The 14,134-nt window shown below is 56.4% G+C and carries 10 protein-coding genes, 1 tRNA gene and 1 pseudogene; 7 read left to right on the forward strand and 5 right to left on the reverse strand.

Annotated elements, in window-relative coordinates:
* Positions 1 to 12: 12 nt before the first annotated feature.
* From nosZ to AC2FLB_RS11020, 6 genes are read left to right on the forward strand one after another with little or no spacing between them, the layout of a single operon-like run.
* Positions 13 to 1,920 carry a TAT-dependent nitrous-oxide reductase gene (nosZ, locus tag AC2FLB_RS10995; protein ID WP_142635219.1) on the forward strand — a complete coding sequence of 636 codons (1,908 nt, stop codon included), beginning with the start codon at positions 13 to 15 and terminating at the stop codon, positions 1,918 to 1,920.
* 3 nt (positions 1,921 to 1,923) lie between these two features.
* Positions 1,924 to 3,180, forward strand: a complete 1,257-nt coding sequence (locus tag AC2FLB_RS11000) for a nitrous oxide reductase family maturation protein NosD (RefSeq protein ID WP_496691880.1) — start codon at positions 1,924 to 1,926, stop codon at positions 3,178 to 3,180.
* The gene (locus AC2FLB_RS11005; protein WP_496691881.1) at positions 3,170 to 4,063 is read left to right on the forward strand and encodes an ABC transporter ATP-binding protein; all 894 of its coding nucleotides are present in this window, start codon (positions 3,170 to 3,172) and stop codon (positions 4,061 to 4,063) included. Before AC2FLB_RS11000 ends, AC2FLB_RS11005 begins: the two co-directional genes overlap by 11 nt.
* Positions 4,060 to 4,881, forward strand: a complete 822-nt coding sequence (locus tag AC2FLB_RS11010) for an ABC transporter permease (protein ID WP_496709254.1) — start codon at positions 4,060 to 4,062, stop codon at positions 4,879 to 4,881. Before AC2FLB_RS11005 ends, AC2FLB_RS11010 begins: the two co-directional genes overlap by 4 nt.
* A complete protein-coding gene (locus AC2FLB_RS11015; protein ID WP_142635212.1) occupies positions 4,878 to 5,393 on the forward strand; it encodes a nitrous oxide reductase accessory protein NosL in 516 nt (171 codons plus the stop codon). Before AC2FLB_RS11010 ends, AC2FLB_RS11015 begins: the two co-directional genes overlap by 4 nt.
* Complete coding sequence (locus AC2FLB_RS11020) at positions 5,390 to 6,292, forward strand: FAD:protein FMN transferase (protein WP_496691883.1); 903 nt, start codon at positions 5,390 to 5,392, stop codon at positions 6,290 to 6,292. Before AC2FLB_RS11015 ends, AC2FLB_RS11020 begins: the two co-directional genes overlap by 4 nt.
* Positions 6,293 to 6,679: 387 nt before the next feature.
* On the opposite strand, the gene AC2FLB_RS11025 is transcribed toward AC2FLB_RS11020, so the two are convergent.
* From AC2FLB_RS11025 to AC2FLB_RS11040, 4 genes are all read right to left on the reverse strand, one after another.
* Positions 6,680 to 6,769: transfer RNA gene (locus AC2FLB_RS11025), tRNA-Ser, on the reverse strand.
* 952 nt (positions 6,770 to 7,721) lie between these two features.
* A complete protein-coding gene (locus AC2FLB_RS11030; RefSeq protein WP_496691884.1) occupies positions 7,722 to 8,198 on the reverse strand; it encodes a P27 family phage terminase small subunit in 477 nt (158 codons plus the stop codon).
* Between the two features lie 673 nt (positions 8,199 to 8,871).
* Positions 8,872 to 9,576: a hypothetical protein gene (locus tag AC2FLB_RS11035; RefSeq protein WP_496709255.1), complete on the reverse strand. Its 705-nt coding sequence runs from the start codon at positions 9,574 to 9,576 to the stop codon at positions 8,872 to 8,874.
* Positions 9,577 to 10,161: 585 nt separating this feature from the next.
* A complete protein-coding gene (locus AC2FLB_RS11040; RefSeq protein WP_496709256.1) occupies positions 10,162 to 10,842 on the reverse strand; it encodes a BRO-N domain-containing protein in 681 nt (226 codons plus the stop codon).
* Between the two features lie 1,176 nt (positions 10,843 to 12,018).
* Here AC2FLB_RS11040 and AC2FLB_RS11045 point away from each other — a divergent pair.
* Positions 12,019 to 13,404, forward strand: a complete 1,386-nt coding sequence (locus AC2FLB_RS11045; protein WP_496709257.1) for an IS1182 family transposase — start codon at positions 12,019 to 12,021, stop codon at positions 13,402 to 13,404.
* 172 nt (positions 13,405 to 13,576) lie between these two features.
* Here AC2FLB_RS11045 and AC2FLB_RS11050 read toward each other — a convergent pair.
* Positions 13,577 to 14,134, reverse strand: a pseudogene (locus AC2FLB_RS11050) (IS5 family transposase); the annotation flags it as partial.

Genomic DNA, 14,134 nt, shown 5'->3' on the forward strand with positions numbered 1-14,134 from the left:
GGAGGAACGATCATGTCGGAACATGACAACAAACTAACCGTCACACGCCGCGGTATGCTGGGGGCGACCGCCACTGGCGCCGTGCTGGCCGGAACCGGTCTGGGATCAACCCTGATGACCGCAAAACAGGCCAGCGCCGCGGCCAATGCCAATCTCGAACCTGGTGAGTTGGACGAATACTACGGTTTCTGGTCCTCGGGTCAGACCGGTGAGCTGCGCATTCTGGGCTTCCCGTCCATGCGCGAGCTGATGCGGGTGCCGGTGTTCAACCGCTGTTCGGCCACCGGTTGGGGTCAGACCAATGAATCGCTGAAGATCATGACCGATGGCCTGCTGCCGGAAACCAAGGAATTCCTCGCCAAGCGCGGCATGAAAACCTACGATAACGGTGACCTGCACCACCCGCATATGTCGTTCACCGACGGCACCTACGATGGCCGTTACCTGTTCATGAACGACAAGGCCAACACGCGCGTTGCTCGCGTACGCTGCGACGTGATGAAATGCGACAAGATCACCGAAATCCCGAACGCCAAGGCGATCCATGGTCTGCGTCCGCAGAAATTCCCGCGCACTGGTTATGTCTTTGCCAATGGCGAAGATGAAACTCCATTGGTCAATGACGGCACTGTGCTGGACGATCCGTCGCAATACGTGAACATCTTCACCGCGCTGGACGGCGACACCATGGAAGTGGCATGGCAGGTGATCGTGTCGGGCAACCTCGACAACACCGACTGCGACTATCAGGGCAAATACGCCTATTCGACCTCGTACAACTCGGAAATGGGTATGAACCTGGCCGAGATGACCGAGAACGAGATGGACCATGTTGTTGTCTTCAACCTCGCCGAAATCGAAGCAGGTATCGAAGCAGGTGACTATCAGGAGCTGAAAGGCGTCAAGGTTCTGGACGGCCGTAAGGGTCAGAACAAGAAATACACCCGTTACATCCCGATCCCGAACTCACCGCACGGCATCAACACTGCGCCTGACGGCAAGCATGTCTGCATCAACGGTAAACTGTCGCCGACCGTATCGATCATGGATGTCACCAAACTGGACGCTCTGTTCGAAAGTGATGCCGATCCACGGTCCTGCATCGTGGGTGAGCCGCAGCTGGGTCTTGGCCCGCTTCACACTGCTTATGACGGCCAGGGCAACGCGTTCACCACGCTATTCCTGGACAGTCAGATCGTGAAGTGGAACCTCGACAAGGCAATCGAGGCTTACGGCGGCGCCGATGTAGATCCGATCATCTCGAAGGTCGATGTGCATTATCAGCCGGGCCATAACTCGACCACCATGGGTGAAACCAAGGAGGCTGATGGCAAGTGGCTGATTTCGATGAACAAGTTCTCGAAAGACAGGTTCTTGAACACGGGTCCACTTAAGCCTGAGAACGAGCAGCTGATCGATATCTCAACCAACGAGATGAAGGTGGTTCACGACGGACCGACCTTTGCCGAGCCGCATGACTCGATCATGGTGCGCGCCGACATCGTCAACCCGGTCAACGTCTGGGACCGTAACGACATCACCTGGGAGGACGCCCGCAAACAGGCTGAGGCCGATGGCATCGATCTGGAAGATGGTGCCGAGGAACCGATCCGGGACGGCAACAAGGTGCGGGTCTATATGACCTCGCAGGCCCCGACCTTCAGCCTTGAGAAGTTCACCGTCAAACAAGGGGATGAGGTAACAGTCTACATCACCAACCTGGATGACGTGGACGATGTGACCCACGGCTTCTGTCTTGGCAACTACGGCATCGCGATGGAAGTTGCGCCGATGGCGACCGCTTCGGTCACCTTCACCGCCGACCGTCCGGGCGTGCACTGGTTCTATTGCCAGTGGTTCTGCCACGCGCTGCACATGGAAATGCGCGGCCGGATGCTGGTCGAACCGGCGGGGGCATAACCCATGCGTTGGCCCCTGCTCATACCGCTCCTGCTCGGCTCGCCCCTTTGGGCGGCGGATTGGGACGTGCCCAATCGGGCGGGGGCCATCAATGAAACACTGGCACAGGCGGCGGATGGAGACACCCTTCGCCTGAGCCCCGGCGTTTATTCGGAAACACTGGTTCTGGACCGGCCCGTCACAATTGATGGGCTGGGGCAGGCCACCATTGACGGACAAGGCGTCGGCAGCGTCATCACCGTGACCGGACCGGGCGTGACCGTGCGCGGTCTGACCGTGATTGGTTCGGGCTCGAGCCATGATGGGATCGACAGTGGCATTCAGCTGGTCAAAACGGCCCATGCGCCGGTGATCGAAGGCAATGTGTTGCTGGGCAATCTCTATGGCATCGACATCCACGGCGCCAAGGACAGCGTCGTGCGCGGCAACCGGATCGAAGGGCGTCAGGACAAGCGGATGAATGACCGCGGCAACGGCGTCTATGTCTGGAACGCACCGGGTGCGCGGGTCGAAGACAATGATATCCGGTACGGGCGCGATGGGATCTTTGTGAACTCGTCCAAGAAGAACACCTTTACTGGAAACCTGTTCCGCGACCTGCGGTTCGCGGTGCACTACATGTATGCCGACGACTCGGTGGTCAGCGATAACGTCTCGATCGGCAATGATCTGGGCTATGCGGTGATGTTCACGACCAATGTCAAAATCACCGGCAATGTGTCGATTGATGATCGCGAACATGGTGTGATGCTGAACTACGCCAACAAGAGCGTGATTTCCGGGAACGTCGTTAAGGGTGCAAAGGAGAAATGCACCTTCCTGTATAACTCGAACAAGAACGAATTCACCGACAACTGGTTCGAGGGTTGCGGCATCGGCATTCACTTCACTGCTGGGTCAGAACGTAACCGTATCGTCGGCAACGCCTTTGTCGGAAACCGGACTCAGGTGAAATACGTTTCGACCAAGTGGGTCGAGTGGTCTGAAGACGGGCGCGGCAATTACTGGTCCGATTTCGCCGCCTATGATGTGGATGGCAACGGCGTCGCTGATGCCCCTTATCGCCCCAATGACTCGATGGACCATGTGCTGTGGACCCAACCCGCAGCCAAGCTGCTGCTCGGCTCCCCTGCCGTGCAGCTGGTGCGCTGGTCGCAATCAGCCTTCCCGGCACTATTGCCGGGGGGTGTGATGGACAGCAATCCATTGATGCGAGCCCCTGAACCCTCAGCTATGAAAAAGGTGCCTCATGACGGATAAGGCCCTGACGATAAACAACGTCTGTAAGGACCGAGGCAAAACCCGCGTTCTTGACGATATCACCCTGTCCCTTGCCCCCGGTCAGCGCGTGGCGCTGCTGGGCCATAACGGCGCGGGCAAGTCGACACTGATCAAATCAATCCTTGGCCTGATCCCGATTGAGGGCGGAGCCATTCGAATCGGAGACGCCACACCCGGCAGCGCACAGGCGCGGCGGGATACGGCGTACTTGCCCGAGGCGGTGTCCTTCCACCCGGCGCTTACGGGCCGGGAACAGCTGACGCTGTTCGCGCAGCTCTCGGGGTCCAAGGCCGATGTACCCGGTTTGCTGGAACGTGTTGGCCTCAGCGACGCGCTGGACCGACGGATCGGGACCTACTCCAAGGGGATGCGGCAACGTCTGGGATTGGCGCAAGTGCTGCTGGGGCAGCCGAAAGTGGCATTGCTGGACGAGCCGACGAGCGGACTGGACCCGATTTCTCGGCAGGATCTGTACGCCATCATCGACGAACTGGCCGCAAAAGGCACCGCCGTCCTGATCGCATCGCATGCCCTGACTGAGGTCGAGGCCCGCACAGACCGGATCGCAATCATGCGCGGGGGTCGGATGGTGGCCGATGACACGTTAAACAACCTTTCGGCACTGGCGGGTCTGCCAATCCGCCTGAAGGTGCGCGCCAGCTCTAACCCTGACGCCTTGGCCGCCAAACTGGGCGGCAGCCGGATCAATGGCGCGTCCGTTGAGTTGCTCTGCACCGTCGACGACAAGATGGAGGCCTTGCGCCGGATCGCCGGATTGGGCGATGCGGTGGCAGATGTGGAAATGACACCGCCCAAGCTGGAAGATCTCTATCGCTACTATGCACAGGAGAAGAGGCCATGATCCGCTTCCTCGCCATCACCCGCACTGAAATGTTGATCCTGCGCCGCAACCGCTGGCTGCTGATGGCGACACTGATCATGGTGTTATTCGCGCTGGCACTTACCTTTGCAGGCAGTGCACCCACAGGCACGCTTGGCGTAGATATGCTGACTGTCTCGGTTGCCTCGATGACGACGCTGTCGGTCTATCTTGCCCCCCTACTGGCACTGATGATTGCCTTTGACGCCATCGCAGGCGATGTGGACCGGGGCAGCTTATCGCTGCTCTTGTCCTATCCCGCCGGGCGCGGAGAAATCCTGTTGGGAAAATTCACCGCCCATTTGTCGGCGCTTGCCTTTGCGATGACCATAGGTTTTGGCACGGCTGGCGCGGTGGCAGCATGGTTCGGTGGCGCCGGTCCAGAAAGCCTGTTGGCTCTGGTCCGTCTTATCCTCACTTCGATCGTGCTGGGCGCCGTGTTTCTGGCATTGGGATACTTGCTGTCCGCCCTGGCAAAGGGGGCCACGGCGGCAGCAGGTCTGTCGGCCGGGCTCTGGCTGGTTTTTGTCGTCCTCTATGATCTGGGCCTGTTGGGGGCCGTCGTCATGGACAAGGGCGGCACCTTCACTCAATCCGTCTTTCCATGGGTGATGGTGGCCAACCCAGCCGACGCTTTCCGTCTGTGGAATATCGCCGCAACCGAGGGCGTCGCGATGGCATCCGGCATGACCGGCGCTGCGCAGGCTCTGCCCGTCTGGGCCGCCCCGTTGTCTTTGCTGATCTGGCCCCTGCTAGGCCTTGCACTTGCCCGGCTCGCGTTCCGAAGGGTCGAGCCATGAAGCGTCTTTTCCTGATTGCTCTACTCGCCCTGACTGCCTGTAAGGAAGAACAGATTGCCGCGCCTGACCCGGTCGATCTGACACCAGACGCACTCAGCTTTTTTTGCCAGATGAATATAGCTGAACATGGCGGTCCAAAAGGACAGATTCACCTCGACGGCTATCCCACACCGCTGTTTTTTGCGCAGGTTCGCGACATGGTTGCCTATCTCAAAAGCCCCGAACGCGAGGCAGCCATTGTTGCAATCTATGTCAGCGATATGGGAACCGCCCCAAGCTGGCATCAACCAGGTCAATCCAACTGGATCAATGCCGAAGGTGCGACTTTCGTCGTCGGGGCCAATGTCGCCGGCGGCATGGGCGCGCGCGAGGTCGTGCCCTTTGCCGACCCGACCGATGCGGACAGCTTCATCATCCTGTACGGAGGGTCCGCTTTGCCCCTGACTGACATACCCGACGCCGAAGTGCTTGGCCCCGTCGATCTGGACTTGAAACTGGAGACACCAGCATGAGCCGTTTGTCCCGACGTCGTTTTCTGATCATGTCTGCGGCATGCGCCGCGCTACCGGCGGTCGCATCTGGCGCACCAGTCGCGCATTGGCGTGGCATCGCGCTGGGGGCCAGAGCCAGCCTTGACCTTGTTGGCCTTTCTGAGGCAGAGGCGGCGCCCCTGCTGACATCAATCGAAGCTGAACTGAACCGGCTGGAAGATATCTTTAGTCTGTACCGATCGCGATCACAGATTTCAGAGCTGAACCGAAGCGGATTGCTGCAGCAACCAGCCCCCGAGCTGTTGAATGTACTGAGCCTGTGTTCGACCCTTCACAGTGCATCAGACGGGGCTTTTGACCCCACAATACAACCCGTCTGGAGGGCGATGGCCGCGCGCGCCAGCGCTTCTGAATTGACTGCCGCCCAAGAAACTGTCGGCTGGCACCGAGTCCGATATGACGCTGATGCTATCCAGCTGCCAGAGCCCGGTGTCTCAGCCTTGACATTGAACGGTATCGCACAAGGCGCAATCACCGATCGCATTGCGGCGCTGTTACGGTCCTTTGGCTTACGCGATGTTCTGGTTAACATGGGAGAAATCGTGGCAATGGGTCAGCGAGGTGACGGGCAAGACTGGCGGGTCGGCCTTGCTGGTCACAATAATCAAGTCCTCAGGAAGATCACTTTGCGAGAACGCTCAGTAGCCACATCATCGGTTGCAGGCACGCTCTTGCCGGGCGACCAGGGCCATATCCTGAACCCATTCGGCCCAAGCCCAAGCAACCACACTGTTTCCGTTTCCGCACCCAATGCAGCCTTAGCTGACGGTCTGTCCACAGCTCTTTGCGCCGTCCCAAAGGAATGGACCGGTAGAATTCTGCAGAGTTTTCCATCGGCCAGTTTGGAGTTGAGCGGGTAATCCGCAGTCTGTTCCAAGGCAGTCAAACCGGCAAATAGGACCTGTCCGCTGAATCAACTTTACCGGTGGTCAACCTTTCGAGCGCCAGCAGCCTCATACCGAACAGTCATCCGAATTCAGAAACACCCCGGTAGTGCCGGCTCTTGCAACACCAACGGTACCGATTTCGGTGGTTTTAGCGGATTTGCCGACAATCCAGGCACCAATGGTCGATCACGAGAGCAAGCTTCGCACCCACCGCGTCCCGCGTGTATTTCGAAGGGCCGGGTCATTGAGTGCTGGAAACGAAACCCCTAACCTTCCGATCACGTTATTTCTTGGCGTATGTGGGGGATAAAGCCTTCAAAACGTGTAAGCCATCACAAAAAACATCATACGAAGATTTGGTGGCGGAGACGAAGGGATTCGAACCCTCGAGACCCTTCCGGGCCTACTCCCTTAGCAGGGGAGCGCCTTCGACCACTCGGCCACGTCTCCGCTGGCCGGTGTATTCGATAAGCGCCAAGAAATACAAGGGTTTTTGAGTAAAAAAGTATAAAAACCTAATGTCACAAAATTCTGTGAAATTCATTGATATTCTGTGACGTTTAGAGCACTTGCACCACACTTTGGTGCAAAACTGGTGCAAGCGTTCCCTACCCGTTCCGCCCGGGGATCACACGAAAAAGACCTTGCGGAGCGTCGCCGCCAGATCCTCCGGAGATCTGGACCCGTGATGTCGCGACGCCCTTCCCTCCTCATCTTCCGCATTGAAAAAGCGCAGCCTTCGAGGACCAACTCCAGCATAGTGATTCCAGGGACACATCCCGATCTTTCGCTTGATCCGAGATGATCTACACCAACATCTGATAACAAAGGGCGCTGCGTGTCAGTTCGATGGGACCACCATCGCTTTGCGCATCAATCCAAGTCTGGTGCTTTATTGCCCCCAAGACTGATTGCGCCTACTGCAGAAATGTAGGTGTGCAATCCTAGCGCTTGCCCGCATCTGCTTGGCGGTCTTGCCCTCCCAGGCGAGATAACCCTCGGTCAGAATAGGGCCGCTAGCTGGGCTGTTGCCGTGACTTGACCGTCCTGGTCATAGCTGCAACGAACGCGACGGCGGTCCCACTTTTCGGGATCCAGATGATCCTCGGAACATTTTCAGCCGAACAGTGCACCTACACAGAACGCCAGAAACGGAAGCAACCTGAACGGCCGCCTCTCAAACGTGCACTGTTTAGAAAGCACATCTTCGGAAAGAACCCGATCGCGTGATGCGCCGCATTCAGATGCCAGACCAGACCTCGCGCTGGTCCCTAATCGAGGTTGCGCGGATGTCGAGCGGCGACGGCGCGGATTTTAGGACCTGCCACCACCTCACCGGCTACCACTTCCTGCGCCCATGCCGTGACCGGATCCTCTTGCGGAGGGATCCGCGTCGCGTCGCTCATGTGAAATAGTTCTCCGCTGCTGGATCCGGGAAGTTAAAGCCCATCTGACCGCCGCCTGTCAGGCTGCGCTCGGTTTGCGGCGTCATGCCGTACTCACCGGCTAAAGTGCGGATCTGACGAAAGGTTTCATTGACCTGGGCAACTTCGGGCTTTGCTTTTTCCTGTATGCCATCCCGGGTTTTTGTGGTGTAGGTTTCACTATCCTCGATAGCGATCAAAAGTTTTTCGTGCCGCGCAACCGCCCGCACGAGCTGGTGAAACATAAAAATATTTGCCTCATTCAACCGATCCCGGGTCGGGTGGCACAAAGGCAGCGCAAGGCGGCGATAGATCTCGCGGTGAGCAGGGTTTAGATCCTCAGGCTCAAGCGAAAGCATCCGCTCGCGCCCGCGCTCATCAAGATTGAATTGGTCAACAACATCCTCCCGCATGGGAACGACAGCGCCGCCCCCTTCGGGCTTACGGCCTTTCATCAAATCACCTCTCAGAGTGGAGAACTCTATTCAATTCCCGTGTGTTACACAGAAAGGCTCTCTCTTCGGTCCCAAGCGTTGAGCCTTTTGTTTTTCACCCTCCCCCCCCCTGAAAAATTTTCAGGACGGAGGCATAACCTCTATTGGTTGGCCGGGTGCCATGGATCTATAGGCCAGCCATTCGCACCGCGCCGCTCCGAGTAACCTTTAATCTCCTCGATCTGCTTATCCCGATCATGATGATCAGGGCAGAGCGATTGCAGATTGTCAGGATCATAGAACAAGGCTCGTCTCCACGATGGGGGATCTTATGATCCGCAACCAGATTGCGGCGACGCGGGTCCGTCTGAGGGGTGCCATCACCCTTGAGGCTTCCATCATTCGTCCTGTCAAGCATCTGGCAGGTTGCACAAAGCGGCTCGCGCTCTTTCTGCGCCCTTGCGAGACGCAACTAAGAGGCGGTCTTGTAAAGCCGCCGCCATGGCCGAGGATCTTTCGCCGTGTTCCGGCCTCGCAATCGCTGAAACTTTTGGGAAAGTTGGCCGGGCGGATGACCAAGATGAAGGAGCTGAGACAAGAGCCGCCCGGCCGGGTCATTTCGACCATGCCGAATCCGGTACGTGAGAGAGGTCCGATCTGTCAAACTTTTCGCGACAAAGCGGTCCTAACTCGATCAGAGCCGCGCTGAATAGCCGAGCTTGTCGCCGATCCGCTGAAGCATTTGCTCGGCGGATTCGGTGAGTTGGTCCCGGTGCTTTGACTGCACCGACCACCCAAACCGACGCAGGATCTCGGCCATCGAAAGCCCCTCGATCAGGATCGCGTTGAGCAACGCGACGGCGGTGATCGGATCCCGCTCATTGCCGCGACGGGGCAACAGAACAACATGAGGCTTTGATCGGACAAACGACCGGCGCGCAAGATCCCATTTCCATCGGTTCGCAACACCATGCACCAACCGCACAAGGGTCACGTCCTGGACGCGCGACGTCACGCCGCAGTCACTGACAACGCCAGACCCGCCCGAGACCTCGGCCTCGGCGGAGAGCGTCACGCTCTTCAAGCTGCCGATCCGCTCGACCGCGCCGAGATAGGCCATCGCCACCAGATAGCGGCCGTCATTGGGATTGAACCGCGACAGGAAGGCAGGCGCTCGACGCTTGGCCGTTTTCTGCCCCAGCTCAATCATCACCTCCAGCGCTCCCGGCATCCAGTCATTTATCTCGACCAAAGCCACAGGATCAGAGGCGATGCTCGGAGACGGCCGCTCGCCATCACCTTTGCCGACAGCTTGACGCCGCTCGGCCGCAACAGCAATCAGATCAAGATTAAGCGCCGCAACCAAAGAGGCCGGGGTTGAATAGGTTGTATGGTGCATCTCAAATCCCTCATGTCGTTACCGGACAAGAGAATATCACAATATATTGTTATTTCTACAGTGAGATATTCCCCGCTAGGGACTGACTTACTCCCATTCAGGGAACAATCAGGGACTAGAGAGGGACTGACATGAAACGCTAAGTGATTGAAAACAAACAGTCTAGCGCAAGTTAGGGATTACAGGGACCAAGAACCTCACATTACGCGCGAGGGCGGATCGGGCCGCACCCCCTACCCTGTGCAAAAGCAAAAGAAGTTCTGGATTTCAGTCCCTCCGGTCCTTGATATCGCGCAACAGATTGAAACCTTGAGATAATTCTCTCGAAAGTATCGCAAAATAAATCCCTATCTCGGTCCCGAACAGGGATCGAGATAATCCCAACGCTGACTATTTTTTGCAGAGGGGTGCGGGGAGCAGGGGGCGTGGCCTCGGCCCGGCCACGATCAGGCCGCCGCCCCGCTCCCTTGCGAGGCACGTCGGCACCCCTCCCCGGAAATTGCATCATTGGCGCAGATTGACACCGCAATACCCCGTATCTGACCGCTTGTGGTGCCAGAACCGTGCCCCGGTGCCTGGCTCTCGTTAGGTGGCGGACATAGCACGCAAAGCGTTCGAAGCAGTGCGCAGCCCGATGCGTGGAAGATCACGCGCCTCTATATAGGAAAATAGCGCCGCCAATAACTCACGTGACCGCGTAAAATCCCCATGCGATCCTGTGATTTCGCATTTATCTTTCAAAAACAACAATAAAGCGGTGTCGGACATGTCATCGGGACTAGCTTCAGGGTTATGAAGATCTAACAAACTGCTATTGATCCAGAAACTGCGGGCAGCAGCGCGGCCCCAAGTCAATCGGATCTCGCGACAAATCTCAAGCGCCTGATGGAGTGTGTCCGAATGCACAGGTGTATGGCGCAGCGCAGCCGGGCTATATTGGCCCGATTGGCGGATTGCTGGCAGCACCTCTCCCGTGACCCATTTTCGGAAGCGATGCGGCTGAGTGCCTGGGCTCACAGCATCTCGACTTCTCAAGAGCAAACAAAAGAGACCGGATTCGGAAACGGTAGAGACCTCCTGATTTCCGCCAGGGGTGTATGTTGAACATACACCCCTTTCATCTTCATCCAGCCGTCCAATTGCTTGAGCAATATTCTGAATACCCAAAGCTCGACACACGTCCGCCGCAATGAACCACGGCTCTCCATCCCGTTCAACCACCCGAAACAGGCGACCCTCGAAGGCGAAGTTAGCGAGCCCTCTCATGATGGATTTACCTGAAATTCAAGTATTTTGGACTGAACGTCTGGCTGAATTTTCATGATATCCAACCACAAATCGCCAGATCGTTCGTGGGCCTCAGAAAGAGCACGCTCCAATAGGCACGACATTCCTTCGATCATATTAAGTAGGTTAGAAAGAGGAAGATTAACGTCATTCATAGCCAGATGATGTATAGCGCGCGCCTGAGAATGGGCGTTTGAAAGCAATTCGGTTAAAGTCTCTGTTGAATCGATCGGTTTTGTTGTGCAGCACATATGCAATCTGCTAAAGTCAGCATTCCCAACCGACCGCAAAAGGCACAACCCTTGGCGGCCAGACGAACAAAGTTGAGACTACCGCTCGTAGGAAGCGGCCCGCGACAAAGCGGCCCTGAACGCCTGACCATAAAGAAAGCCGCAACAAACGGTGCGGCTTTAGGCACCTACGAGTAAACGGGGTCTCAATCCCGGCGACGTTTCTTTGACGACGCAAAAAAATGTTAGTCCACTGACTTTAGCAAGGCAAGAAATTTTGCTTCGCATCGGCGTTGACCAAAGGAATCTCAAATTTAATTTTTTTTGATTAGGTGCAGCAATATTCCCAAGGTGTCGCCATCTCTCCCAGCCGAAGGTCATTCACGACTTCCCGTATTCACAACGAATGTGATACCCTGCCCAACTTGAGCGCCTTTAACAAAACCAAGTGATCCAGTGAAAAAATATGAACCTAGACTGGACATCGTCCGGCAAAACCTACGCGTTGCATTCGCTTTAAAAAGAACGTCGGCCGCAGAAGTAGGCCAAAAAGCTGGACTCGGCGTCAACACGCTAGGAACGTTTGTAAACGGTGATGGGTCTATCAGCTACACAAACCTATTGCGTGTCTGTGATGTACTCCGGATTCCGATCGGGATCCTGCATGTTTCTGGATCAGTCACTCCTGGCAGGCTGGAACTGCATTGTGCGTTAGATGAATTGACAACTGATCAGCTAACGGAACTGCTGCTCCAAAAGAACCAATCAGAAAATTAGACACTTGAGCACATAGCAACTTCACTAGTCATGACCCCACCAGATACTGTATTATTGCGATGATCATGCCATATTCTGTTGAAAAACTCTGTCTTGATCGAATGCCATCCTGCTGATTCAATTCTCCTATTGAAAGGGAGATTGGATGATGATGGGACCAAGACAGGAAGCTCAGGCCGCACTGTTCTATGAGTTCTCGTTAGAGGACCACGTTCCCCAAGATCACCTGCTGCGGTCGATTGACCGATTTGTTGACCTGGATAGTATCCGCAGTCATTTGGCGGATTTTTACAGCCATACAGGTCGCCCTTCCGTCGATCCCGAGTTGCTGATCCGCATGCTGCTTGTGGGGTATTGCTTTGGCATCCGGTCGGAACGGCGGTTGTGCGAGGAAGTGCACTTGAACCTTGCATATCGTTGGTTTTGTCGCCTCGATCTGACTGATCGAGTGCCGGATCACTCGACCTTTTCCAAGAACCGCCATGGTCGGTTCCGTGAGAGTGAACTCTTGCGGCACGTGTTCGAAACGACAGTGGCACGGTGCATTGCAGAAGGTTTGGTCAGCGGCCAGCGTATGGCGATTGATGCCAGCTTGATTGAGGCGGAGGCGACCAAGCAATATTCAGCATCACAGGAAGAATGGGATGCTGCACGGATCGATGCCAAGACCGCACCGCGTGCTGTTCGGGAATATCTGGAAACTCTGGATGAGGCTGCGTTTGGTGCTGCATCGCCGGTCAAGCCTAAGTTCATTTCATATTCGGACCCAGCTAGCCAATGGACAGCGGCGCACAAGGCGCCAGCATTCTTTGCGTATTCCGATAACTACCTCATCGATACAGATCACAGCGTGATTGTGGATGTCGAAGCGACCAGGTCCATCCGGCAAGCCGAAGTGGGGTCGACAAAGACCATGCTGGACCGGGTTAAAAGGCGGTTCGATCTTCACCCTGAAAGGCTGATTGCAGACACGGCCTACGGATCTGGCCCGATGTTGGGCTGGTTGGTTGATCGCAAGATCGCTCCTCATATTCCGGTGATCGTCAAGGCCGGACGTCCCGATGGCACATGGTCTCGCACCGACTTCGAATGGGATGCCGAAAACGATCAATACATCTGTCCCGAGGGTCATGCGCTGAAACAGTTTCGCCGCAACTACTCGGATCCCAACCGGGGCCTATCCGGAAAAGGTACAGCCCGTTATCGCGCCCTCAAGCTGACCTGTCAGGCCTGCCCATCGAAGCCAAAGTGCTGCCCGAACGCGGATGCACGTAAGATCACCCGCGAAGAGCACGAAGACGCCTGGCAGCTTGCCCGCGATATTGCTAAGATCAGGCAATACAAGGTCTCGATGAAACTTCGGAAGAAGGTCGAGATGCTGTTTGCCCACCTCAAACGTATCCTCGGGCTGGGCAGGCTTCGATTACGGGGCCCATGTGGTGCGAACGACGAATTTCTCCTCGCAGCCACCGCCCAGAACCTCCGCAAACTGGCCAAGATCTTTCCCGCACCGCAGCAAACGCAGAAAGCCTGATTAGAAAGGCACTCGCGGATAATTCTGGGCATTGGTTTCTGCATTAGCAACACGTTGTTTTTCAACACCATCGGCGGAAATCGGACTTTCGCTGCGCTTGCAACATCGAGCACGACAGATGGCAGCAATGCGCAGGAAAGCGGACTTTGCAAAGTTTTCAGGTCAGTCTAGGTCATGTTGACAAATGGCGGATCCAGAGGCGGATTGAAATGATATCTACGAAGCCAAGGAAGCTTTCGGCTGTCTTATCATAGCGGGTTGCCACACGCCGAGCATTCTTCAGTTTGTTGAAACATCTCTCGGCCAGGTTCCTCAGCCGGTAGAGGGGCCAATCCAACCCAATGCGCCTCTTTCGGGACTTTCGCATTGGGATCACCGGTCGAATGCTTCGGCTGTGCAGTTCGGTGCGAATACGGTCGGCATCGTACTATTTGTCGGCCAGGAGCTCGACTGGCTCCGGCAGGTTGTCGTCCATAACCCGATCAAACCAAGATAGTCCGATGTCTGGCCGGGTTGTGATGTCAGTTCTCATCGGCAGCCCAGCGGCATTTACCCGGAGGTGGATCTTGGTCGTGAAGCCGCCTTTTGAGCGGCCAAACCCTGTTGCGGAGTCCCCCTTTTGCGCCCGCTGCCTCCCTCTCGGGACATTGCTGGCGCAATGCCCTGCCGGGCAATGGATGATGGGCACGAACCACTGCACTGTCGACCATCTGAAGAGCGTCAGGAACGA

It is taken from the genome of Ruegeria sp. CDSA236, from assembly GCF_059611285.1.